Consider the following 24,097-nt stretch of genomic DNA (forward strand, 5'->3'; position numbering starts at 1 on the left):
GACTCGATCTACATAGTTTTTTTCACCTTTTTGAGCTACTTAAAGAAATTTAAGTCGGAAGATTCATCCGTTATCAATCAATTCAGAGTGTACGTGTCTTAAGATGCGTAAAACTGGGTGGTACCACGGAAGAGATTTCGTCCCAATTATGTGGATGGAGTCTCTTTTGTTTTGCCTATCGGTCCATTATTGTAAAGCATGATAGCGAATTAGGCTGTAAGTCATAGTGTGAGCAACGTTGAAATTTTAAAGGAGGAATGACAGTGGTGCAAAATGAAGCAATGGTGCAAATTAAAAAAGAAGCAATAAACGAGATTCAAAATGCAGAAAACGAAAAAGCATTGCAAGATGTTAAGGTGAAATATTTAGGTAAAAAAGGCTTAGTGACGGGTCTCATGAAACATATGAAAGATTTGCCAAAAGATGAAAAACCGGCGTATGGGCAACGTGTGAATGAAGTCCGTCAAGCGATTGAAGCGGCGATGACAGAACGTCAAGTGGTTTTGGCAGAAGAACAATTAAATCAACAACTGTCGGAGGAAACAATTGATGTGACATTACCTGGACGAACAGTAGCAACGGGCGCACCCCATCCATTGACACGTACTGTTGAAGAAATTGAGGATTTATTTTTAGGATTAGGTTATGAAATTGTAACTGGTTATGAAGTCGAGCAAGATTATTACAATTTTGAAGCGCTTAATTTACCAAAGTCGCACCCTGCACGTGATATGCAAGACAGTTTTTATATTACTGAAGACGTTTTGTTGCGTACCCATACCTCACCTGTTCAAGCGCGTACAATGGAACAGCGAAGTGGTCAAGGTCCTGTAAAAATCATTTGTCCTGGAAAAGTCTATCGCCGTGATTCGGATGATGCCACACATAGCCATCAATTCACACAAATTGAAGGACTGGTGGTGGATGAAAATATTAAAATGAGCGATCTAAAAGGGACACTCGAACTTTTAGCTAAATCGTTATTCGGCGTAGATCGTGAAATTCGATTACGACCGAGTTACTTTCCATTCACAGAACCTTCTGTGGAAGTCGATGTCTCTTGTTTTAAATGTAAAGGTAAAGGCTGTAACGTGTGTAAACATACGGGATGGATTGAAATATTAGGTGCGGGTATGGTCCACCCTAACGTGCTTGAAATGGCTGGTTTTGATTCGAAAAAATATTCCGGATTTGCTTTTGGAATGGGGCCGGATCGAATTGCCATGCTAAAATATGGCATTGAAGATATTCGTCATTTCTATACGAACGATGTGCGTTTTCTAAATCAATTTAAGGCTGTAGAAGATAGAGGTGAATCAGATGTTAATATCTAAGGAATGGTTAGAAACATATGTGGAATTAGACGTGTCTATTGAAGCATTGGCAGAACGCATTACAAGAACAGGGATTGAAGTAGACGACATCCATGACTATACGAAAGAAATTAAGAATTTAGTAGTGGGATATGTTGAAGCAAAATCACCGCATCCAGATGCGGATAAACTTAATATTTGTCAAGTGAATATTGGTGAAGAGGAACCAGTTCAGATCGTCTGTGGTGCACCCAATGTTGCAGCTGGTCAAACAGTCATTGTTGCAAAAGTAGGAGGGCGACTCCCTGGTGGTGTCAAAATAAAAAAAGCGAAATTGCGTGGACAGGTGTCAGAAGGGATGATTTGTTCACTGCAAGAAATCGGAATTGCTTCAAATGTGGTGCCTAAAGCGTTTGAAGAAGGCATTTATCAATTTTCGAGCGCAATTCAGCCTGGCACGGATGCATTAAAAGCCTTGTATCTTGATGATCAAATGATGGAATTCGATTTGACTCCGAATCGTGCGGATGCATTAAGTATGATTGGGACAGCTTACGAAACTGCCGCATTATACGGGAAGCAAGTGCAAAAGCCTGAAACAAAAGTAACAGCACAGCCAAAACAGGCTAAAGACGTCTTATCTGTAAGTATTGAGGATGAGGCGCAAATACCGTATTACAGTGCAAGAGTTGTAGAAAACATAACGATTGCGCCATCACCAGAATGGATGCAAGCACGTTTGATGAAAGCAGGCATTCGTCCTATCAATAATGTGGTCGACATTTCAAATTATGTCATGTTAGAGTATGGTCAACCGTTACATATGTTCGACCAAAATCAAATCGGTTCAGACCATATTGTTGCAAGATTAGCGAAAGAAAATGAAAAAATGACGACATTAGACAATCAAGCGCGTACATTGCTTCCAAGTGATATCGTCATTACAAATGGTGAGCAACCCATTGCATTAGGTGGCGTTATGGGTGGGGATTTTTCAGAGGTCACAACAGCAACACAAAATGTTGTTGTAGAAGGCGCGCTCTTTAACCCAGTAGCAATTCGTCATACGTCTCGACGCTTGAATTTGCGTAGCGAATCATCAAGTCGTTTTGAAAAAGGGATTGCGACTGAATTTTTAGACGAAGCGGTTGACCGTGCATGTTACTTGCTTGAAACGTTAGCACAAGGTCAAGTGTTAGATGGACGTGTATCAGCAGGAGATCTAGGTGATTTAGTAACTGATATTACGATTACAACTGAAAAAGTAAATCGAACAGTTGGTTTTGATTTAACTGAATCGGATATCATTCAAGTCTTTCAACAATTAGCTTTTGATACGGAATTAAAAAATAACGCCATTCACGTGAAAGTGCCTTCACGCCGTCGAGACATTACAATTGAAGCAGATTTAATTGAAGAAATTGCACGTATTTATGGTTATGACAACATTCCATCCACTTTACCTGTTTTTGAAGATGTCACGAGCGGGGCACTTACCGATCGTCAACGTAAGACACGTGTTGTCAAACGGACGTTAGAAGGTGCAGGTCTATCACAAGCGATTACGTATGCATTAGTTGATCGCGAACGTGCCACTGCATTTACAATAGAACGTTTTGATACGGTTGACTTGTTAATGCCAATGAGTGAGGCACATTCAACATTACGTCAAAGCTTAATCCCACACCTTATTGATGCGACACAATATAATGTTGCACGTAAAAATCAAAATGTTGCATTGTATGAACTGGGGAATGTCTTTTTAGGTCAAACAGATGCAGTATTGCCAAAGCAGATTGAATATTTAAGTGGTATTATGACAGGGGAATACGTATCAAACGCTTGGCAAGGAAAACAAGAACAGGTGGATTTCTATATTGTCAAAGGGATAGTCGATCGAATCGCAGATCAACTTGCGCTACATTTTGAGTACGAAACGGCACACATTGATGGACTTCATCCGGGTCGAACTGCCGCAGTTAAATTAAAGGGTGAAATCATCGGCTTGATTGGTGAATTACATCCATCAGTGGCAAAATCATATGATTTAAATCGCACTTATGTATTTGAATTGAACTATGAAAAAATCATGGAACACGCTGTAGGTTATATTAATTATCAACCAATACCAAAATTCCCAGGTGTGACACGTGATATTGCACTTGTTGTTGATTCGGAAGTACGTGCAGCAAACTTAATTGATACCATTCATCAACATGGCGGACAGATTTTAAAAGATGCTCAGGTATTTGACGTGTATGAAGGCGAACATATGGAAAAAGGTAAAAAATCTGTTGCAATACGTTTAGACTATTTAGATGAAAATCATACATTAACAGAAGCGCAAGTTACAAAAGTACATGAGGTTATTTTAAATGCTCTAGAAGTACAAGGCGCGACATTAAGAGGATGATTGTCTATGTGATGTTAAGAGGTATTTGTTGCAATATTTTTGACCGATAACGAAAATAATTGTAATGGGACTAAGGCATTACCAATGTACATGTTAATTAAAGTATGACGATAAAACAAAAAAGTAGGAACGCTGATTAAAATGAGCGTCCTACTTTTTTGTTTTTCTAGCGCTGTTATTTTTGGGAGACTTTAACAATGATACGGATGTACGTCTTGGATGTCATAACACGATTAAGTGTTGCTGATTTGATCGTGTGAGTAAAAAAATGTATTGAAATGGATTATATGAGTTAAGATTTCGACATATTAACTCAATAAATTAAAAAAATTGAAATTTTACATCTCTATAAGTAGGTTTTCCAAGTCAATATATATAAATTTATCGTATTTTTAAAACATAAAATTTAATGTTGGAATATTCAGAGAGGTAATGTATTATAAATATACAGCATACTTAATTTTTATTAAAAACAGGAAGTTTAATCATCTTATTATGCAACTGGCATAAAGATATAGGAGGTGAGCAAAATGAAAAATGTATTAGGTTTACAAAAATTAATTATCAATGATGAATCTAGAAAAGTAAAAGTAGTAGTTGTCAATAGCGGTTTGAAAATGTTGTTTTATGGCGGTTTGAAAATGTCGTTTTTTGGCGGTTTAAGAATGACGTATGTTTAAACTTTTTTCACTTTTATAGTCTTTAAGTCGGTATGAATCGCCTGTAATTTTAAATATTTTTGAATGGTGAATAAGTCTATCAATAATGGCTGCTGACGCTATCTTGTTACTAAATGAGTCTCCCCAACTAGAAAATGGGATATTCGTCGTTATGATTGTGGATTTCATTTCATACCTGAGTGACATCAATTGATAGAAGAGGTCTGCCTGTTCTTTTGAGATGGGGGTATAGCCTATTTCATCAATGATAAGCAGTTCAATTCTGTTTAATTGTTTTAAAGTTTTATTGGTGATTCCTTTCTCCTCTGAAGTGGTTAAGAGTTCAATTAACTCTTTAAAAGTATAGAATCGAGTTTTGATATTTTGTTTACAGGCTTCTACGCCTAGCGATATTGCTAGATGTGTCTTACCGACACCACTATTACCTAAGAAGCATATATTGATATTCTTCTCTAGAAAATGCATGGATTTTAATGTGAGTATTTCTTGTTTATTAATGCTTGGTTGAAACGTGAAATCAAAGTCACTTAAATATTTAACCTTAGGGAAACGTGCTAACTTAATAGCGCGTTTAAATTTTTGTTCAGCTTGATATTCTACTTCCTTTTCTGTCAACTCAAGTAAAATTTCAGTTAAAGATTTTTGATTCTTGGATAGTGATTCTAAATACTTCGGATAATAGTCTTTAATCATTTTTAGATTGAGCAGTTGAAAATTTTCTAATAGCTTTTGATGGTCTGTATACATATCTGTTCTCCTACACCTCGTCATATTTTAATAATGAATCTTCGATATAAGTAAGAATTTCTTGATCGTCTTTGTGCTTGAATGCATCAGACTTCAATATCTCACACATATCTTCGGTAACATAATTGAATTTCTTTTCCGATAAATGATGGGTTCTAATTAACTCGGCATCAAAGTAGATGGATAATTCGTCAGTCAATTCATTAAAGATCAATTGAACCTCCTCTCCAATAAACTTTGTAGGTACTGAATATTTACCTTTTCTAAAATTAACCATCGACTCTTTAGAAACGATTCGAATGCATTCATCTTCGACATAGGTGTCTAGTAACTGCACATTAAACGGGTTCAATAGATGTTTTTCTTCAGAATTGAATAAATCAATTGGATAGCAGTCAGTTGCTTGCGATATTTCGTTATGGTTCATTTCATGACAAAAGTGATTGACAAGACTGATAAGTTCAACAGCGTCATAAAATTCGTAATCGTAGGGCCTTAAACGTTGTTCCACAAATTTAGCTAAAGATTCCACAGAGCCCTTGGTTTGCGGCCTATAAGGCCTACACGCGATGGGTTCAAAGTTTGCATCTTTACTAAATTGATGAAAAAGGGCGTTAAATACCACTTTTCTATATTGTGTTCTAGGACGATCAACGACCGTTTTCATATTATCGAACCATATCTCCTTAGGAACACCTCCAGTGTACTCAAAAGATTCTTTCAAACATTGAAATAATGTATCTTGTTTTCTATCCCAAGTTAATGTGATATACTTCATTTTTGAATAGTGTAGAACGTAAAGAAAGATATTAAATTGATAACGTTTCCCAAATTTATCATGCATGACCATATCTTCTTTCCAGTCTACTTGAGCAGCTATACCGGGTCGTGCTTCTACCCGTATAGTTGCTTTTTTAATTTCCTTTCCTTTTTTATTCTTACAATATTCTCTTAGAATCGTATATTTGCCTTCATACCCTTTTTTAGTAATATATTTATAAATCGCCATAGCCGTACAACCTAGCTCTAATTTTTCGTCTATGAGCGTTTTATAGGGTTCTAATTTTGATACTCTCTTTGTCGTTTTTCTTGTTTTTAATTTTTTCAACTCATTGCCTTTCCCAGCCTCATAATATTTTTTTACTGTCCTTGGATCGCAATGATATTGTCTAGCCAGCTCAGCGTAATTTGGTTTTATGCCTTTCATAATGTAAAATGACACTCCTTCGTATATATCATGTCTCAATCAAACAACCTCCATTCAAAGATTGAGTTAAGACATGATTATATATTTTAGAAAATAAAAAATGTAGGAAAAACAGCATTTTCATTCCGCCATTTTCCTACATTTTATAACCGCCATTTACAGTAGTTACTAATGTTTGCTATGTAGAGAAATAGAAAAACAAAAAATTAAGTATGCTTATTTTTTGTAAGAGGTAAAAATATGAATAAAATATTAAATTACTGCGATATATTTAATGATATAGAAACAAAAGTAGAGTATAAATTGATTTTTGATAAACATCATGTCTTATATATTAATAAAAGTTATTATAATATACCTTTACATGGATGGAAAATACATATATCTTCTACAATAGAAAATTCTCTCGAGGTTTTTTATAAATGTTCTAAGTTTTTAATTGATAAAAAAATAAATTTCAAATGTTTGAAAAGCATTGATGATTTAAAATATATAAATAGTAGAAATTCTCCTAGATGTAATTTTGGTAAATTTATTACAATTTATCCGAAGGATTCGAAAGAAACTTCAAAATTGTTGGAAGAATTAAATGTATTGTTGAATAAATATGATGCGCCTTATATATTAAATGATTTAAGATATAAAGATTGTAAATCAGTGTATTTTCGTTATGGCAGGTTGAGAATATTAAGCGATGAGTCGGAAGAAGAAAGAAAATATATAAAGTTAAAAAATAATAAAATTATTCTTGATCCAAGATTACCATATTTTTATTTACCTCCAGAAATTGATTGGCCTTTTGAATTTAAAGAACCAGAATCTGAAAGTGACGATAGTTTGCTCTTGAAAAATAAGTATGAAGTAATAGATGCTTTTTCTTTATCTTCAAAAGGGGGTGTTTACCTTGCTAAATATAATGAGAAGGAATGTATTATCAAGGAATTCAGACCACATGTCTATAATAATAACTGGGAAGGACAGCAGATTTTTTGTAATGAGAAAAAAATATATGAGAAACTATTTGAATTTGATTTTTGCCCTAAATTAATTGATTCATTTCAGGAATGGGAACACTATTTCTTAGTAGTAGAAAAAGTAAATGGTGAAACATTAACTAATTATTTAGCAAAAAATACAGAAATTTATCAATCTAAGCAAAAGAAAGATGCTTATATAGATAATACTTATAATATTTTAAAGCAAGTTCTAAAGATATTAAAAGTGTTACATAGTGAGGACTATGTGTTTGGAGATATGTCATCAGAAAACTTCTTAATTGATAATAACAATAAAGTATTTATAGTAGACTTTGAATACTGCAGTAAAATATTTAATGTAGTAAATAAATGTATTGGTTCCAAAGGGTTTTATAATCCTCGCAATAAAAATAATACATCAGGAAAAAAGAAAGATATTATTGGCTTTGGGCTTTTAGCAATGAAATTGTATTCTAATTCTAACTTTTTGATTGATTTAGATTATGATTTATGTTTAAAAAATTTTAAATTAGCTCATAAAAAATTAGAAATTCCTGACTATATTTATGAAATGGTTGAACTGTGTATTAATCCAAATTTTGAGATGAGTGTTGATGAGTTAATAAAATGTTTAGAAATAAAAGATTGTACAATGTTAAAAATTAGAAATGCTATAAATAAATTGAATAGAAAATATGTTAATAAAATAATAGATAGTGATTTAGATAAGAAAATAATAGATGTGATTTTTGATAGTAATACTACAGTAAGTGATGAAAATTTTAAATCTAGTGTTTCGGTTGGTGATTATAGTTTAGAGCACGGAGCTATAAATATGTTACTTAAGTCTATAGTCATGAATAAAAACCCAAAAATTATAGAAAGATATATAAATATATTATTTTTAAATATAAAAAGAAAAAATGGTTTTAATATTGGTTTTCAAATCAAAAATTCAGGGAGATACAGTTTATATTTATATAATGGCATATGTGGGTTTCTCTTAACACTACAATATATCAGAGAACGTGATCAATACAAACATATATTTTCAAAATATAAAACATATTATTATGACCTATTAATAGAACTTACGAATTATAACTATTATAAAACATCTTTTGCTGAAGGGATTTCGGGTATTATTTTCATTTATATTAATGAAATTAAATTTAGTAAAAAGAGAACACATGTAGATAATCTGAAAAAATTAACTGAAATCCTCCTTTCGCTTTGTATTGTTAAAAACAATGATATTGTATTTGTAAATCAAAATTTTGAAGAATCGGATTCAAGTTTTAGTTATGGTGAAATTGGAATATTGTTAACTTTAAAAGCTGTGCTGAAATTATTGTAAGTGGGGTTAAAGGAGGGAAACGTATTGAGTTATGATGCAGTGAAATTGATTTTATTCGGCTTTATTTCTACGATGGGTTCAAGGATTTTTAGTTTTGCGTGTGCATTTTATATTTTAAAGTACACGGACAATAGTTATTTATATAGTCTTTATTTAACTTTGATTGTGTTGACAACCATTTTTAGTACACCGATAGCAGGTGTGTTTATTGATACGTTAAATAATAAGAGACTTGTATTTTATTCCCAATTAACGAGTGTGATTATTTTAACGCTTTTTGCATTTCTTTACTATGATCATATTTATTTAATCATAGTGATTGGTGTATTGCTTGTCATACCCGATGATATTAATTCAATCATTATACAAAAAAATCTACAGAAAATTGTAACAAAGGATTTTGAACGTATTATTTCTATTAGACAAACGGTTAGCACAATCACGAGCTTGATAACGCCAATACTAGGGGCCTTATTATTGCTGTGATGCCATTGCAACTGATTGGGACAATCAATATATTTACAGAAGTGATTTCAATATTCTTATTACAGTCATTACCAATTTTGAATCATAAGCAAAGCAAAAATAAGTTTTCTACTCTATTTAATGAAGGGTTACAGTATCTGCTTAAGAAGAAAAATTTATTTATTGTGTTATGTACTGCTATTTTCGTTAACTTCTTATCAAATTCAATTATAGTAGGTGTGCCAATTATTGCGGTTCAACAATTGAAGTTAACTTCAACACAGTTTGGTATGATTGAAGCAGCCTATACCATTTCAATTTTTTTAGTGTCGTTCATTTTATCTATTTATCCGCTGAAAAAAGATTTGAAAAAATATTTTAAAATGTCAATACTGCTTCAATTTTTTGCAATCTTTGCATTAGGGGGATTTTTACTATTTCCACATTCACACATGATTTCCTTTTTATTTTTAGCGGGTGTGTATTTCATGATTGGTAGTGCGATGCCATTATCTAATACTTCATATTTTATTTATCTTCAAAATGTGATAGAGGATGAATTTAAAGGACGTGTTTTTTCGCTAAACCAATCTATAGCGCAATCTATTATTCCAATTTCGCTCGCTTTTTTTGGTGTCATTCTAAATCATAATGCGGGAATGGTATTTTTAATCGTTTCGAGTTTGATTTTATTGGTGTTACTCATTTTTAGTTTTTTAGTTCGAAATTATGAGTTTGAATAACCGACTTCATCAACAGGTGGGATATTCAATGCAAATACTTTTAACTTGGTTGTGCATAAAAGCGATTTGGATATAGAAACATCGTTGATACGCTTCTATATCCTCAACTTAATTCGTAAACAGTATACTTCGGTGATCATGTCCTACGTCGTCTGGTCATCGTCGTTTTTATTTGTCACTGTATGATTGTTTAATTTAGTGAATCACATGAATGATGGAGGATAACCTAGCTTTGTTTTGATTGAACGAGTTTCAATGCTTTTTCTCGATTCGCAAAATGACGCTTGGTCACAGCATCTAACTGCGCGATGCCATAACGTTCAATCAATTGGGCTGCGGTTAAGTCAACTTTTCGACCTGCCCCCTTGACGAGTGTCATTTGCAATTGTTCTGATAGCCGATCCATATGTTTAACAAATGCGTAACGAGAAATGATACTGGCTGCGGCAATCGATAGTGATTTGGATTCTCCCTTTGTTTCATAACGCGTTTTTTCAGGTGCAGGGATATCACCGATTGCGTAGTGTTGGTACACGCCAGGTTGTGCGAACTGATCTATTACGATGTAGTCTACGTCATGGAGTGATACTTTTTTCAAAACATTTTTAATGCATTCATTATGAAGGACCGCTTTCATTTTGACTTGTGACCAGCCTAAACTTTGGCGTTCATTATATTTGATGTTGTCTAATACGAGTAGGGAGTGGGGAAGGAAAGTGACCAATTGTTCCGCTAAATCGATAATTTTTGAGTCTTTTAGGCGCTTTGAATCGTCCACACCAAGCGTTTTTAATATAGGAATATGATCCGCAGAGACGTAACAAGCGCACACCGTTAAAGGTCCAAAGTAGTCCCCACTTCCCGCTTCATCACTGCCGATACAGTTGAATTGATTATATTGAATATGTTCGGAAGCGTGCGCAATTTCCTTTTTACCTTTATTTGATTGCGTCGGATTGCTTTTTTTATACACTGCATCACCTAACAATTGTTGACAAATGGATTCTGCATTTTGACCTTGAAACATCACCTTATTCGAACGATAAATGCTGATTGTCACGCCTTGATATTTTGTGCGTGCGCGCATGCCGGCTGGCAGATGCTCAGTCACGGGTTGAAGTTGTGCAATAAGCTGTTCTATTTCAGCAGTGTTCAACTGTTTTACAATTTGAGACATAACCGATCCTCTTTTCTATTTATTCTTTCAAATCGTAACATAGATTCAATAAGTCTGAAACAATGAATGATACACAAATCATACGATCTCGTGTATAATGAACCATGATGAATAAAAAAGATATTAAGGCTAGGTGAGTGGAAATGGGTGAGTTTAAAAACCGAATCAATGTAACGATTAATGATCAGAACTATACGATTTTAGGCGAAGACGATCCGGAACGCATTCGTTATGTCGCTGACTTAGTAGATGATAAAATTCGAGAGTTGGGACGTAGAAACGCAGGACTCGATTCCGTGCGTAAATCTGTACTGACTGCGGTAAACGTCATGCATGAATTGGTTTTGTTAGAGGAAGAAAATGCACAACTCAGAGAAGAAATTCAACGTTTAAAACATAGAGGACACTAATGTGTATGTGCTAGTCGGATTTATTGTCATGTTACTTTTTGCCATGACAGGTTTTCATAGAGGATGGAAAGTCAGTGCACTTCATCTAGGAAGTACATTTTTTTCTTTATGGGTTGCCGTACAATTTTATCAACCACTTAGTCCGTATTTTAGATTGTTTATTCCTTTTCCTCGTACTGTTGCATTCGATACGCATTATGCGATGAATTTTGATCAACATGAATTACGCTTTAATCAAGTGATGGTATTTTTGTTGCTCGTAATCATAGTGAAAACATTGATGTACTTAGCCATTGGAAGTTTAAATCGTGTGTTTACATTGCAACAGCTCGGTTGGGCGAGTAGAATAATAGGGGTATGCCTTGCCAGTTGTTCAGGCATCATATTTTTACATTTTCTTTTCTATATCATAGCGTTGTATCCCAATGCCTTTTTGCAACGGGCACTGGCGCAGTCACAAATTGGACAATGGGTGATTACACAAATTCCATTTTTATCTGATTTTACATGGCATTTGAAATAAAAAAACGAACGAGGCTGAGACTGAAGTGTGTTATCACATATGTTTCACCCTCTTTTTTAATGAGGTGATGAGATGACTAAAAAAGATGTTATTCGGTTATTAGAAGAAATCGCAACTTATTTAGAACTAAAAGGAGAAAATGCGTTCAAGGTTTCTGCTTATCGAAAAGCTGTGCAAAGTTTAGAAGCGGATGAAAGAACAATGGACCAGATTTCAGATGTGACGGAACTTAAAAATATTGGTAAAGGTGTTGGAGAAGTCATCCATACATTTTTAACAACAGGTGAATCTCCTACCCTCAACGCGTTGAAAGAAGAAGTACCGAGTGGTTTAATTCCTTTGTTAAAAATTAAAGGTTTAGGAAGTAAACGAATCGCAAAACTTTATAAAGCATTAAATATCACGGATAAAGCATCATTTCAAAAAGCATGTGAAAATCATGAAGTCAGTGCTTTAGACGGTTTTGGACGGAAAACAGAAGAAAAGTATCTAGAAGCTGTGCAAGCATTAGGTGCGAAAAAAGAGGCTTACCCCATTGATACAATGAGAAGACTCAATGCGTTAATCTCATCCCACTTGCAATCATTTGAGGGCATTGAAAGATTTGAAGTGGCAGGAAGTTTTCGTCGAATGAAAGAAATGAGTAAAGATTTGGATTATATCATTAGTACGAATGTGCCGCTTAAAGTTCAGGAGCAACTATTGGCACTTCCTGAAAAAGTGGAGGAAGTGGCAGTGGGTGAAACAAAAGTGTCGTTGGAGTTGGCTTTTGACGACGAAACAATTGGCGTCGATTTTCGACTTATTGAGCCACGTGCTTTTTACCACACATTACAACATTTTACAGGTTCTAAAAATCATAATATTAAAATACGTCAAATGGCGAAGAAAAAACAAGAAAAAGTAAGTGAATATGGGATTGAACAGTCCAATGGTCAACTTTTACAATTGAATAGTGAAGCGGAGATTTATGAACATTTTGGTGTAAAATGGATTGAACCGAGTATGCGTGAAGACGGTTCAGAATTTGACAAAGATTTATCCGCTATAATCACGTTGGATGATATTAACGGGGATTTGCATATGCATACGACTGCGAGTGATGGCGCCTATTCATTAGAGGAAATGATTGAAGCCAATATTCAAAAAGGCTACCAATTCATGTGTATTACAGATCATTCCAGAAGTTTGAAAGTGGCGAATGGACTGGCTGTTGAACGATTATTACAACAAAATGAAGAAATTAAAAGATTAAATCAATTATATTCAGAAATTGACATTTATTCCGGTACAGAAATGGATATATTACCAGATGGTCGCCTTGATTACGATGATGATGTGTTGGCGCAACTTGATTATGTCATTGCGGCAATTCATCAAAGCTTTAACCAGTCTGAGGAAACGATGATGCAACGCCTTGAAAATGCATGTCGAAACCCATATGTCCGTCACATTGCACATCCTACGGGCCGAATTATCGGACGACGTGATGGTTATCAAGTGAATATCGAGCAACTGATTGCTTTATGCCGAGAAACGGGAACAGTACTAGAAATAAATGCGAATCCAATGCGATTGGATTTAAGTGCTGACGTCTTACGCCAAAATCCTGACTTAATGGTCACAATCAATACGGATGCCCATCATGTCAATCATTTAAATTTTATGAATTATGGTATAGCGACCGCTCAAAAAGGCTTTGTTAAAAAAGCACAAGTTGTCAATGCGATGACTCGCGATGCATTTAAACAATTCATTACGCAACCCAAATCAGTTGAATAGAAATTGAGGGATTTGATGAAACAAAAAACATTAGAAATATTGGAATTTAATAAAGTGAAGTCATTGATTGAACAAGAAGTCATCAGTGATTTAGCGATTGAAAAAGTGAGGAATTTAGTGCCGTCTTCAGATTTTGACACAGTTGTATTTCAAATGAATGAAGTCGATGAAATCGCGCGAATTTACAATCAATATCGTTTGCCGAGTATGAGTGGATTATCACGAATACAACCCTATGTTCAACGGGCACAAATTGGCGGGACACTTAACGTACAAGAACTGAATGCCATTAAAATGTTGATTCAAGTACAAAATCAATTTAAAACGTTTTATAATCAATTGATTGAAGATGAGCAAACCGTCAATTATGAAATTTTGGACGCACAAATGCAACAATTACCGATACTGACCCATTTATACCAAGAAATCCATCAAAAATGTGATGCACAAAATTTATACGACAATGCAAGTTTGGAATTGCAGTCGATTCGGAGTCGTATTTCCAAAACGAATCAACGTGTCCGTGCGCAATTAGATCGTATCATTAAATCGACGAGCAATCAGAAAAAATTATCAGATGCCATCGTCACAGTGAGAAACGAACGGAATGTTATTCCGGTTAAAGCAGAATATCGTCAAGATTTTAGTGGGATTGTACATGACCAATCGTCATCGGGACAGACATTATATATCGAGCCTTCAGCTGTCGTTGAATTGAATAATCAAATCAGTCGATTGCGAAGTGAAGAGGCGATGGAAGTGCAACGTATTTTAGTTGCATTAACAGCTGAAGTCGCTAAGGAAGCAGAGGCCTGTCTCATTTCTGAGGATATTATGGGACATACTGATTTTCTCATTGGGAAGGCACGTTATGCGGCTAAAATTAAAGGGACAAAACCCACTTTTACTGAACATCGGAGTGTGTATTTACCGAAAGCATTTCATCCATTATTAGAACGTGAAACAGTCGTAGCCAATACGATTGAATTTGAGTCTACGATTCAAACGGTAATCATCACAGGGCCGAATACAGGAGGGAAGACGGTCACATTAAAAACTTTAGGGCTTATTGTTTTAATGGCACAGGCCGGTTTGTTGATTCCTACATTGGACGGCAGTCGATTAAGTGTATTTGATCAAGTGTTTTGTGATATTGGGGATGAGCAATCGATTGAGCAATCTTTGTCCACCTTTTCTTCACATATGAAAACCATTGTAAATATATTAGACGAAGCGAATCATAAAAGTTTGATTTTGTTTGATGAGTTAGGTGCAGGTACCGATCCGAGTGAAGGCGCAGCACTAGCGATGAGTATTCTAGATGCTGTGCGAGAAAAAGGTGCGTTAGTGATGGCAACAACGCATTATCCAGAGTTGAAAATTTATAGTTACAATCGTGCCGGCGTGATGAATGCAAGTGTGGAGTTCGATGTCGATACTTTAAGTCCAACTTATAAATTGTTAATGGGTGTCCCTGGTCGTTCGAATGCATTTGAAATCTCAAAACGATTAGGATTAAGTTTGAAAATTATTAATCATGCTAAAACAATGATCGGTCAAGATGAGCGAGAAATTAATGAAATGATTGCATCACTAGAACAGAATGCGAAACGTGTTGACGATCAACGCATTGAACTGGATCGCCTTGTGAGAGAAGCTTCACAAATTCATTTAGATTTGTCGCGCGCATATGCGCAATATCAAAGTATGGAAGCACGTTTGATCGAAGAAGCTAAAGAGAAAGCCAATCAACGTGTCAAAGCGGCTATGGTTGAAGCGGATGACATTTTGAACACTTTAAGAGATATGCGTGATCAAAAAGGTGCAGAAGTAAAAGAACATGAGCTGATTGATCAACGTAAGCGTTTAGAAGCACAATATGAAGCGAAATCAATCAAACAAAATGTACAAAAACAAAAATGGGATGAAATTAAAGCAGGCGATGAGGTGAAAGTCCTTTCTTATGGTCAGAAAGGGGAAGTGTTGGAAATTTTGAATCAAGATGAAGCGGTTGTACAAATGGGAATCATCAAAATGAAACTGCCGTTAAATGATCTTGAGAAAAAGGAAAAAACGAAAGCGCAACCGAAAAAATTTGTGACGCGGACGAATCGTTCAACAGTTAAAATGGAGCTTGATTTAAGAGGGTTTCGATATGATGAAGCAATGCTCGCATTAGATCAATATCTAGATCAAGCAGTGCTTAGCAACTATGAAGATGTCTATATTATTCATGGTAAAGGCACAGGCGCATTGCAAAAAGTTGTGCAACAGCATTTAAAACGTCATAAAAGTGTTGCTGATTTTAGGACAGGTTTACCAAGCGAGGGTGGCTTTGGTGTCACTGTTGCAACCTTGAAATAATGAGCACTTTTAATGAAATCAAGTGCACAATTTGATATAATCCTAACATCATACGAAATTTAAGGAGGAAACGTCCTATGGCATTAAAAGAAGTAAAAGATTCTAATTTTAACGAAGAAATTCAATCAGGTGTTAAATTAGTAGACTTTTGGGCAACTTGGTGTGGCCCTTGTAAAATGATTGCACCTGTTTTAGAAGATTTAGCACAAGATTATGATGGTAAAGCGGACATCTTAAAATTAGATGTAGACCAAAACCAAGCAACAGCTGCAAAATTTGAGGTAATGAGTATTCCGACTTTAATCGTATTCAAAGATGGGGAGCCTGTTGATAAAGTAGTAGGATTCCAACCTAAAGAAACTTTAGCGCAAGTATTAGATAAACACATTTAAACTTCATTTCACATTTAATCAAATGAATCAGTGTTTTGTGAAGGGGAATACTTTTTAAGGTGATTCTGTTCAAAGCGATTACAGATGGTGTTGTTATCGCTGAATGTGAAGTGAATGACCCATGTGGGGAGTGGAACAGTCATGTCATTACGAAAATGACGTTTGTTTCACTCCTTTTCGTTATGTTAATCAATGATGAGATGTAGCACGACCACATTTAATAATAGGTTCAGCATAGAGGATGAGATAAAGAAGGTGAAGCGATAGATGGAGGAGACCCAAGCACGAATTAAACAAAAACTTTCAGTGGTGCCAGTTGAGCCGGGATGTTATCTAATGAAGGATCGCCATAATCAAGTGATTTATGTCGGGAAGGCGAAAAAAATAAGAAATCGGGTACGTTCTTATTTTACAGGCGCACATGATACTAAAACAACGCGACTGGTCAGTGAAATTGTTGATTTTGAATATATTGTCACAACAAGTGAAATAGAGTCATTGTTGTTGGAGTTAAACTTAATTAAAAAATATCAACCTCGTTACAATATTTTGTTGAAAGATGATAAAAGTTATCCATTCATAAAAATCACAAAAGAACGCTATCCGAAATTAATTGTAACGAGGACGGTACGAAAAGGGAGTGGTAAATACTTCGGACCGTATCCTAACGCTTACTCTGCGCATGAAACGAAAAAATTGTTAGACCGTATTTATCCATTCCGTAAGTGTGACAAAATGCCTGACCGCTTATGCCTTTATTATCATATTGGGCAATGTTTAGGTCCTTGTGTATATCCAGTAGACACATCGGAATATACGCGTATGGCTAAAGAGATTTCAGAATTTTTAAGTGGTGAAGATAAAACGATTTTAAACCATTTAGAAGAAAAAATGGTAACGGCGAGTGAAAATCTTGAGTTTGAACAAGCAAAAGAATATCGAGACTTAATTCAACATGTCAATAATCTAACAAAAAAACAAAAAATCATGTCCGCAGATCAAACGATTCGGGACGTCTTTGGTTATCATGTCTATAAAGGTTGGATGTGCATTCAAGTTTTCTTTATTAGACAAGGCAATCTTATTGAACGAGAGGCGACGATGTTTCCATTGCAACAAACGGCTGAAGAAGAATTTTACACTTTCATTGGTCAGTTTTATCAGCTGAATCAACATTTTTTACCTAAGGAAGTGCATGTACCGACATCACTTGATGTTGAAATGATTCACTCCGTCGTCGATACCAAAATAGTGACGCCTCAGCGTGGTCAGAAAAAACAACTCGTTGATATGGCGAATAAAAATGCACGAATTTCTTTAGAAAATAAATTTGAATTGATTGCTCGAGATGAATCACGGACGATTCACGCTATTGAACAATTGGGGGATGCAATGGGAATCCAAACGCCTATTCGAATTGAAGCATTTGATAACTCAAACATCCAAGGGGTCGATCCTGTTTCAGCCATGGTCAGTTTTGTAGATGGTAAGCCGGATAAAAAGGGATACCGTAAATATAAAATTAAAACCGTTCAGGGACCGAATGACTATCAATCCATGCAAGAGGCTGTTAGACGACGATACACTCGTGTGTTAAATGAAGGTTTACCGCTACCCGATTTAATCATTGTAGACGGTGGGAAAGGCCATATGTCGAGTGTTGCGGATGTTCTCGAAAATGAGCTAGGTTTAGATGTACCGATTGCAGGACTCGTCAAAAATGAGAAACATCAAACGTCTGAACTATTATATGGTGAGTCCGCACAAGTCATTCCATTGAAGAAAAATAGTCAAGCTTTCTATTTGTTACAGCGTATTCAAGACGAGGTCCATCGATTCGCCATCACGTTTCACCGTCAAACACGTCAAAAAACAGGCTTACATTCTATTTTGGACGAGATTGAAGGCATTGGGCCGAAACGTAAAACAAAATTATTAAGAACATTTGGTTCAATCAAGAAAATGAGAGAAGCTTCTATTGAGGCATTTCAAGCGGCAGGGTTACCACAAAAAACAGCCAAGGTGCTATTTGAAACATTACAGGAAGAAAAGTAGATAAATCAGGGTATGAGAATCATTCTCATACCCAATTTTGTCACATTTAATGTTACAATAATAGCGTATTGGTTTCTTTTTTAATCTGATTTGCAAACGTTTTCTAATCAGCCGACAACAGTAAAAAGAAATCAAAAATATAAAGTATCGCAGGGGGGACTTCCTTTGGCACAATCAAAGAACCAATTCTACCTTAGACGTTTACATTCGTTACTCGGTGTCATTCCATTAGGTGGCTTTTTACTCGTTCATTTAATGGTGAATCACCAAGCTACACAAGGGGTAGAAGCATTTAATAAAGCAGCAGCATTTATGGAGTCGTTACCATTTCTCTATGCTTTAGAGATTATCATGATATACATCCCGATTTTATATCATGCAGTGTATGGTGTACATATTGCATTTACTGCAAGTCATAACATAGGACATCACTCTTATATGCGCAACTGGATGTTCTTATTTCAACGTATTTCGGGTATTTTAACGTTTATTTTCGTTATGATTCACTTATGGCAAACACGTATTCAGAAGTTTTTTGGTCAAGAAGTGAATTTTGACATGGTTCATGATGTTGTTTCGAATCCATTTTGGTTGATTTTCTATATTGTATGTATTATTGCGGTTGTATTCCATTTCTCAAATGGCTTATGGTCATTCTTAGTGACTTGGGGTATTTTACAATCACCAAAATCACAAAAAGTGTTTACTTGGATTTCTTTGGTGATTTTCGTTGTAGTTTCTTACATTGGTGTAAGTGCAATTTTAGCTTTCGTATAAACGTTTAATCATTTCAGGGGAGTGACAATTCTATGGCAGAGAAGAAAATTATTGTTGTCGGTGGCGGCCTCGCCGGTTTAATGTCAACAATTAAAGCAGCGGAACAAGGGGCGCATGTTGATTTATTCTCCATTGTTCCAGTTAAACGCTCTCACTCAGTTTGTGCACAGGGTGGTATTAACGGAGCGGTAAATACAAAAGGTGAAGGTGACTCTCCATGGGTTCACTTTGATGACACTGTATATGGTGGTGACTTTTTAGCGGATCAGCCACCTGTTAAAGCGATGACCGAGGCTGCACCACAAATTATTCACTTATTAGATCGTATGGGTGTTATGTTTAACCGTACAAAAGAAGGTCTTTTAGATTTCCGTCGTTTCGGAGGTACATTGTACCATAGAACGGCTTTTGCAGGTGCGACGACAGGGCAACAATTACTGTACGCCTTGGACGAACAAGTCCGTAGTTATGAAGTAGACGGTCTTGTAACGAAATATGAAGGATGGGAATTTTTAGGTATCGTCAAAGATGATGACAATGCGGCACGTGGTATTGTCGCTCAAAATATTACAACATCAGAAATTCAATCATTTGGTTCTGATGCGGTTATTATGGCAACAGGTGGCCCAGGTATCATCTTTGGTAAAACGACAAACTCTATGATTAACACAGGATCTGCAGCTTCCATTGTTTATCAACAAGGGGTTAAATATGGAAATGGTGAGTTTATTCAAATCCATCCAACTGCAATTCCAGGGGATGACAAACTCCGTCTCATGAGTGAATCAGCACGTGGTGAAGGTGGACGAATTTGGACTTACAAAGATGGTAAACCTTGGTATTTCTTAGAAGAAAAATATCCTGACTATGGTAACCTTGTCCCTCGTGATATTGCGACACGTGAAATTTTTGATGTTTGTGTGAATCAAAAATTGGGCATCAATGGTGAGAACATGGTGTATCTAGATTTATCACATAAAGATCCACATGAACTAGACGTTAAGTTAGGCGGTATTATTGAGATTTATGAAAAGTTCACTGGTGATGACCCTCGAAAAGTACCGATGAAAATTTTCCCAGCTGTACACTACTCAATGGGTGGATTATACGTTGATTACGACCAAATGACCAACATTGAGGGCTTATTTGCAGCAGGTGAATGCGACTTTTCGCAACATGGAGGAAACCGCTTAGGTGCAAACTCACTCTTATCTGCAATATATGGAGGTAGCGTTGCAGGTCCTAACGCAGTGAAATATGTTGAAAATATCGAGAAATCATATGTGGATATGGATGATTCAATGTACCAAAAACGTGTGGATGAAGAACAGGCACGTTTTGATCAACTATTGAATATGAAAGGGACTGAAAACGCTTATAAATTGCATCGTGAACTAGGTGAAATTATGACAGCAAATGTAACGGTTGTCCGTCATAATGATAAATTGTTAGAAACGGATAAGAAAATTGTTGAATTAATGAAACGTTATCAAGATATTGATATGGAAGACACTTCGCAATGGAGTAACCAAGCTGTGTTCTTTACACGTCAATTATGGAACATGCTTGTGTTAGCACGTGTCATTACTATCGGTGCCTATAATCGTAATGAGTCTCGTGGCGCACACTACAAGCCAGAATTCCCAGAAAGAAATGACGATGAGTGGTTAAAACATACAATTGCTGAATATAAAGGGCCTGATGCGGCGCCAGAATTCACATATAAGCCGGTTGACGTGAGCTTAATCCCACCTCGTAAACGTGACTACACAAGTAAGTCAAAAGGGGGTAAAAAATAATGGCTGAAACACAAGTAAAACAACAAAATCAAACGAATCCTACCAATAAAACAATCAAATTAATTATTAAACGTCAAAAAGATCAAAACTCAACACCTTATGAGGAAGGGTTTGAAATTCCTTATCGCGAGAACATGAATGTCATTGCGGCATTAATGGAAATTCGTCGTAACCCGGTTAATGATAAAGGTGAAAAAACAACACCGATTACATGGGATATGAGTTGCTTAGAAGAAGTTTGTGGTGCATGCTCGATGGTCATTAATGGTAAGGCAAGACAATCATGTTCGGCAATTATTGACCAACTTGAACAACCGATTCGTTTAGAACCGATGAATACATTCCCGGTCATTCGTGATTTACAAGTGGATCGGACACGTATGTTCGATAACTTAAAACGTATGAAAGCATGGATACCTATCGATGGAACTTATGACTTAGGCCCTGGTCCACGTATGCCAGAGAAAAAGCGCCAAACCGCATATGAATTATCAAAATGTATGACATGTGGTGTTTGTTTAGAAGTGTGTCCTAACGTTACCAAAACAAATGATTTTGTAGGCGCACAAGCTATTTCACAAGTCCGTTTATTTAACTTACATCCGACGGGAGCGATGACAAAAGATGAACGTTTAAATGCATTGATGGATCAAGGTGGCTTACAGGCATGTGGGAACTCACAAAACTGTGTTCAAGCTTGTCCTAAAGGTATTCCATTGACAACTTCGATTGCAGCGTTGAACCGTGAGACATCTTTTCATATGTTTAAATCATTTTTTGGGTCAGATCATGAAGTTGAATAAGGTGAATGATCAAGAGTCTGGGATATTTTGTCTCAGGCTCTTTTTATGTTAATATCTTTAAATGTTAATTCGCAAGGAAAATTTTGATGAATCAGTAAATTGGGGATATAGGAATAAGCAAAGAAAAACAGAGCTTATTGTTCAATCCATTCACAGATATGATAAAATAAAAAACAATTACGAAAACGAATAGGATGAATAAGATGAGTAGACCAATTGGTGTGATAGATTCAGGAGTAGGCGGTCTAACAGTTGCAAAAGAAATTATGAGACAGCTCCCGAATGAAACCATTTATTATTTAGGGGATGTAGGACGGTGCCCATACGGACCTAGAAATCAAGAAGAAGTTAAAAAATTTACAATAGAAATGTCACATTATCTTGTGCAATTTGATATTAAGATGTTAGTCATTGCGTGCAATACGGCGACAGCTGTAGCGTTAGAGCCATTGCAACAACAGTTGAAAATTCCTGTGATTGGTGTGATTGAACCTGGTGCAAGAACGGCCATCATGACGACAAAAAATCAAAATGTGCTCGTATTGGGGACAGAGGGGACAATTAAATCAGAAGCTTATCGAATGCATATTAAGAAGATTAACCCGCATGTTGAAGTGTACGGTGTGGCGTGCCCGGGATTTGTCCCATTAGTCGAAGAAATGAAGTATAAGGATCCTACAATTACGAATATTATTATCCACCAAACTTTAAAACGCTGGCGGCAAACAGATGCGGATACGATAATTCTAGGTTGCACACATTATCCTTTGTTATATCAACCGATATTTGATTATTTTGGCAAGACGAAGACTGTCATCTCTTCTGGGTTAGAGACAGCAAGAGAAGTCAGTGCATTATTAACTTTTAGTCATGAGCACGCACAGTATACGCCTCAACCGCAACATCGTTTTTTTGCGAATGGAGAAGTTCGCCATATGACATACATTATTCAAGAATGGCTGAATCTCAACACAACTGTGGAAAGAATTCAATTAGGATAGGAGTGTTTTGAATGACAGAGATTGTTATTGCATCATCTAATCAAGGAAAAATTAATGATTTTAAAGTCATTTTTTCAGATGCACGTGTCATTGGAATTAATGAATTAATCGCTGACTTTGATGTAGAAGAAACGGGGACGACATTTGAAGAAAATGCGCGGTTAAAGTCTGAAGCGGCAGCGCAACTGCTCAACAGAACAGTTATCGCGGACGATAGTGGATTAGAAGTTGAAGCGTTGAATGGTGAGCCAGGCGTTTATTCTGCACGTTATGCAGGATTACAAAAAAGTGATGAGGCAAATATTGAAAAAGTATTAGAAAAATTAGGGAATGAAACAAATCGTGCAGCACGTTTTGTTTGTGTCATTAGTATGACGACAGCAGAAGGATTGACGAAGACATTTAAAGGTACAGTTGAAGGAGAAATTACATTAAGTCAAATAGGAGAAAATGGATTCGGTTATGATCCTATTTTTTTCATTCCGGAAAAACAGAAAACAATGGCGCAATTAACTGCAGAAGAAAAATCAAACATTAGTCATCGACGTCAAGCGATTGATTTACTGAAAGCGTATATTGAAGGTGAGAAACATGATGAAGTTCATCGCAGTGAGTGATAACCATTCAGAAGCAGGGATTTTATACGACATTTATCAAAAGCATAAAGATGCCGATGTATTTTTTCATTTAGGTGATTCAGAATTTCAATATGATGATACAGAACTGAGTCTATTTCAACGTGTAAAAGGTAATATGGATTTTTATCCTGAATTTCCTGAGAGTTTAGTTGAGCAACAAAAAGGCTATCGTATTTTTTATACGCATGGCCATCGATATGAAGTAAATCAATCACGCCAACAATTAGCTGAAGCAGCGATTGCACATCAAAGTATGATGGCGTTATATGGTCATACACATGTTGCTAAATATGAGGAGATTAACGGCGTTCATGTGATTAATCCAGGCAGTATCTCTCAGTCTAGAAGTGAAATGGAAGAAACGTATGCTGAAATTGTATTGGAGGGTTCATTCGGTCATGTGCATTTTCATAACCGAAACCATGAAAGGGTAAAATCGGTATCGTTTCAATTGGAAAACAGAAATTAACACGA

Annotated in this window: 22 protein-coding genes; 19 read left to right on the forward strand and 3 right to left on the reverse strand. The window is 35.8% G+C overall.

The window, feature by feature from the left end:
- The first annotated feature begins 281 nt into the window (after positions 1-281).
- From pheS to B5P37_RS11990, 3 genes are all read left to right on the forward strand, one after another.
- Positions 282-1,334: a phenylalanine--tRNA ligase subunit alpha gene (gene pheS, locus B5P37_RS09715; protein ID WP_420852984.1), complete on the forward strand. Its 1,053-nt coding sequence runs from the start codon at positions 282-284 to the stop codon at positions 1,332-1,334.
- The gene (gene pheT, locus B5P37_RS09720; RefSeq protein ID WP_085238030.1) at positions 1,321-3,726 is read left to right on the forward strand and encodes a phenylalanine--tRNA ligase subunit beta; all 2,406 of its coding nucleotides are present in this window, start codon (positions 1,321-1,323) and stop codon (positions 3,724-3,726) included. The genes pheS and pheT overlap by 14 nt, the downstream gene beginning before the upstream one ends.
- Before the next feature lie 530 nt (positions 3,727-4,256).
- Complete coding sequence (locus B5P37_RS11990; RefSeq protein WP_169710751.1) at positions 4,257-4,406, forward strand: hypothetical protein; 150 nt, start codon at positions 4,257-4,259, stop codon at positions 4,404-4,406.
- Here the strand turns inward: B5P37_RS11990 and istB are convergent.
- Positions 4,386-5,153 (reverse strand): IS21-like element helper ATPase IstB, encoded by a 768-nt coding sequence (gene istB / locus B5P37_RS09725; RefSeq protein ID WP_085236837.1) that lies wholly within the window; start codon positions 5,151-5,153, stop codon positions 4,386-4,388. The genes B5P37_RS11990 and istB overlap by 21 nt on opposite strands.
- A gap of 10 nt (positions 5,154-5,163) precedes the next feature.
- A complete protein-coding gene (gene istA, locus B5P37_RS09730) occupies positions 5,164-6,360 on the reverse strand; it encodes an IS21 family transposase (protein WP_240622398.1) in 1,197 nt (398 codons plus the stop codon).
- A 240-nt stretch (positions 6,361-6,600) separates the two neighbouring features.
- Here istA and B5P37_RS09735 point away from each other — a divergent pair, with 240 nt between their 5' ends.
- The 3 genes from B5P37_RS09735 to B5P37_RS12190 are packed head-to-tail and all read left to right on the forward strand — an operon-like array spanning position 6,601 to position 9,902.
- Entirely contained in the window at positions 6,601-8,694 is a 2,094-nt protein-coding gene (locus tag B5P37_RS09735; protein ID WP_085238031.1) for a class III lanthionine synthetase LanKC N-terminal domain-containing protein, read from the forward strand.
- Between the two features lie 24 nt (positions 8,695-8,718).
- Entirely contained in the window at positions 8,719-9,180 is a 462-nt protein-coding gene (locus B5P37_RS12185; protein ID WP_244898608.1) for an MFS transporter, read from the forward strand.
- Positions 9,180-9,902: an MFS transporter gene (locus B5P37_RS12190; protein ID WP_244898609.1), complete on the forward strand. Its 723-nt coding sequence runs from the start codon at positions 9,180-9,182 to the stop codon at positions 9,900-9,902. Before B5P37_RS12185 ends, B5P37_RS12190 begins: the two co-directional genes overlap by 1 nt.
- 226 nt (positions 9,903-10,128) lie before the next feature.
- On the opposite strand, the gene rnhC is transcribed toward B5P37_RS12190, so the two are convergent.
- Positions 10,129-11,079, reverse strand: a complete 951-nt coding sequence (gene rnhC / locus B5P37_RS09745) for a ribonuclease HIII (protein WP_085238032.1) — start codon at positions 11,077-11,079, stop codon at positions 10,129-10,131.
- A gap of 143 nt (positions 11,080-11,222) precedes the next feature.
- Between rnhC and zapA the strand changes: the two genes are divergently transcribed.
- The 13 genes from zapA to B5P37_RS09805 all read left to right on the forward strand — a co-directional run bounded on the left by zapA (position 11,223) and on the right by B5P37_RS09805 (position 24,092).
- Positions 11,223-11,489 (forward strand): cell division protein ZapA, encoded by a 267-nt coding sequence (gene zapA, locus B5P37_RS09750; protein WP_085238033.1) that lies wholly within the window; start codon positions 11,223-11,225, stop codon positions 11,487-11,489.
- Position 11,490: 1 nt separating this feature from the next.
- Positions 11,491-12,012 (forward strand): CvpA family protein, encoded by a 522-nt coding sequence (locus tag B5P37_RS09755; protein ID WP_085238034.1) that lies wholly within the window; start codon positions 11,491-11,493, stop codon positions 12,010-12,012.
- A 72-nt stretch (positions 12,013-12,084) separates the two neighbouring features.
- Positions 12,085-13,794 (forward strand): DNA polymerase/3'-5' exonuclease PolX, encoded by a 1,710-nt coding sequence (gene polX / locus B5P37_RS09760; RefSeq protein WP_085238035.1) that lies wholly within the window; start codon positions 12,085-12,087, stop codon positions 13,792-13,794.
- A gap of 15 nt (positions 13,795-13,809) precedes the next feature.
- Complete coding sequence (locus B5P37_RS09765) at positions 13,810-16,158, forward strand: endonuclease MutS2 (RefSeq protein ID WP_085238036.1); 2,349 nt, start codon at positions 13,810-13,812, stop codon at positions 16,156-16,158.
- Positions 16,159-16,235: 77 nt separating this feature from the next.
- Complete coding sequence (gene trxA / locus B5P37_RS09770) at positions 16,236-16,550, forward strand: thioredoxin (RefSeq protein ID WP_085238037.1); 315 nt, start codon at positions 16,236-16,238, stop codon at positions 16,548-16,550.
- A gap of 59 nt (positions 16,551-16,609) precedes the next feature.
- The gene (locus tag B5P37_RS11995) at positions 16,610-16,756 is read left to right on the forward strand and encodes a hypothetical protein (protein ID WP_169710802.1); all 147 of its coding nucleotides are present in this window, start codon (positions 16,610-16,612) and stop codon (positions 16,754-16,756) included.
- 61 nt (positions 16,757-16,817) lie between these two features.
- Positions 16,818-18,605: an excinuclease ABC subunit UvrC gene (uvrC, locus tag B5P37_RS09775; RefSeq protein ID WP_085238038.1), complete on the forward strand. Its 1,788-nt coding sequence runs from the start codon at positions 16,818-16,820 to the stop codon at positions 18,603-18,605.
- Positions 18,606-18,770: 165 nt separating this feature from the next.
- Positions 18,771-19,382, forward strand: a complete 612-nt coding sequence (locus B5P37_RS09780; RefSeq protein ID WP_085238039.1) for a succinate dehydrogenase cytochrome b558 subunit — start codon at positions 18,771-18,773, stop codon at positions 19,380-19,382.
- 32 nt (positions 19,383-19,414) lie between these two features.
- A complete protein-coding gene (gene sdhA, locus B5P37_RS09785) occupies positions 19,415-21,181 on the forward strand; it encodes a succinate dehydrogenase flavoprotein subunit (RefSeq protein WP_085238040.1) in 1,767 nt (588 codons plus the stop codon).
- The gene (sdhB, locus tag B5P37_RS09790) at positions 21,181-21,984 is read left to right on the forward strand and encodes a succinate dehydrogenase iron-sulfur subunit (protein ID WP_085238041.1); all 804 of its coding nucleotides are present in this window, start codon (positions 21,181-21,183) and stop codon (positions 21,982-21,984) included. The genes sdhA and sdhB overlap by 1 nt, the downstream gene beginning before the upstream one ends.
- A gap of 203 nt (positions 21,985-22,187) precedes the next feature.
- A complete protein-coding gene (gene racE, locus B5P37_RS09795) occupies positions 22,188-22,985 on the forward strand; it encodes a glutamate racemase (protein ID WP_085238042.1) in 798 nt (265 codons plus the stop codon).
- Between the two features lie 11 nt (positions 22,986-22,996).
- Entirely contained in the window at positions 22,997-23,602 is a 606-nt protein-coding gene (locus B5P37_RS09800; protein WP_085238043.1) for an XTP/dITP diphosphatase, read from the forward strand.
- A complete protein-coding gene (locus B5P37_RS09805) occupies positions 23,577-24,092 on the forward strand; it encodes a YfcE family phosphodiesterase (protein WP_085238044.1) in 516 nt (171 codons plus the stop codon). The genes B5P37_RS09800 and B5P37_RS09805 overlap by 26 nt, the downstream gene beginning before the upstream one ends.
- Positions 24,093-24,097 lie beyond the last annotated feature (5 nt).

It is taken from the genome of Staphylococcus lutrae (assembly GCF_002101335.1).
Taxonomy (GTDB): domain Bacteria; phylum Bacillota; class Bacilli; order Staphylococcales; family Staphylococcaceae; genus Staphylococcus; species Staphylococcus lutrae.

Excerpts from the sequence above, each read along its gene's own strand:
- istA (WP_240622398.1), bottom strand. The coding sequence starts at position 6,360 with ATGAAAGGCATAAAACCAAATTACGCTGAGCTGGCTAGACAATATCAT.
- pheS (WP_420852984.1), top strand. The coding sequence starts at position 282 with ATGGTGCAAATTAAAAAAGAAGCAATAAACGAGATTCAAAATGCAGAA.
- B5P37_RS11990 (WP_169710751.1), top strand. The coding sequence starts at position 4,257 with ATGAAAAATGTATTAGGTTTACAAAAATTAATTATCAATGATGAATCT.
- trxA (WP_085238037.1), top strand. The coding sequence starts at position 16,236 with ATGGCATTAAAAGAAGTAAAAGATTCTAATTTTAACGAAGAAATTCAA.
- B5P37_RS09765 (WP_085238036.1), top strand. The coding sequence starts at position 13,810 with ATGAAACAAAAAACATTAGAAATATTGGAATTTAATAAAGTGAAGTCA.
- uvrC (WP_085238038.1), top strand. The coding sequence starts at position 16,818 with ATGGAGGAGACCCAAGCACGAATTAAACAAAAACTTTCAGTGGTGCCA.
- polX (WP_085238035.1), top strand. The coding sequence starts at position 12,085 with ATGACTAAAAAAGATGTTATTCGGTTATTAGAAGAAATCGCAACTTAT.
- sdhB (WP_085238041.1), top strand. The coding sequence starts at position 21,181 with ATGGCTGAAACACAAGTAAAACAACAAAATCAAACGAATCCTACCAAT.
- B5P37_RS09805 (WP_085238044.1), top strand. The coding sequence starts at position 23,577 with ATGATGAAGTTCATCGCAGTGAGTGATAACCATTCAGAAGCAGGGATT.
- racE (WP_085238042.1), top strand. The coding sequence starts at position 22,188 with ATGAGTAGACCAATTGGTGTGATAGATTCAGGAGTAGGCGGTCTAACA.
- sdhA (WP_085238040.1), top strand. The coding sequence starts at position 19,415 with ATGGCAGAGAAGAAAATTATTGTTGTCGGTGGCGGCCTCGCCGGTTTA.
- pheT (WP_085238030.1), top strand. The coding sequence starts at position 1,321 with ATGTTAATATCTAAGGAATGGTTAGAAACATATGTGGAATTAGACGTG.
- zapA (WP_085238033.1), top strand. The coding sequence starts at position 11,223 with ATGGGTGAGTTTAAAAACCGAATCAATGTAACGATTAATGATCAGAAC.
- B5P37_RS12190 (WP_244898609.1), top strand. The coding sequence starts at position 9,180 with ATGCCATTGCAACTGATTGGGACAATCAATATATTTACAGAAGTGATT.
- rnhC (WP_085238032.1), bottom strand. The coding sequence starts at position 11,079 with ATGTCTCAAATTGTAAAACAGTTGAACACTGCTGAAATAGAACAGCTT.
- B5P37_RS09800 (WP_085238043.1), top strand. The coding sequence starts at position 22,997 with ATGACAGAGATTGTTATTGCATCATCTAATCAAGGAAAAATTAATGAT.
- B5P37_RS09735 (WP_085238031.1), top strand. The coding sequence starts at position 6,601 with ATGAATAAAATATTAAATTACTGCGATATATTTAATGATATAGAAACA.
- istB (WP_085236837.1), bottom strand. The coding sequence starts at position 5,153 with ATGTATACAGACCATCAAAAGCTATTAGAAAATTTTCAACTGCTCAAT.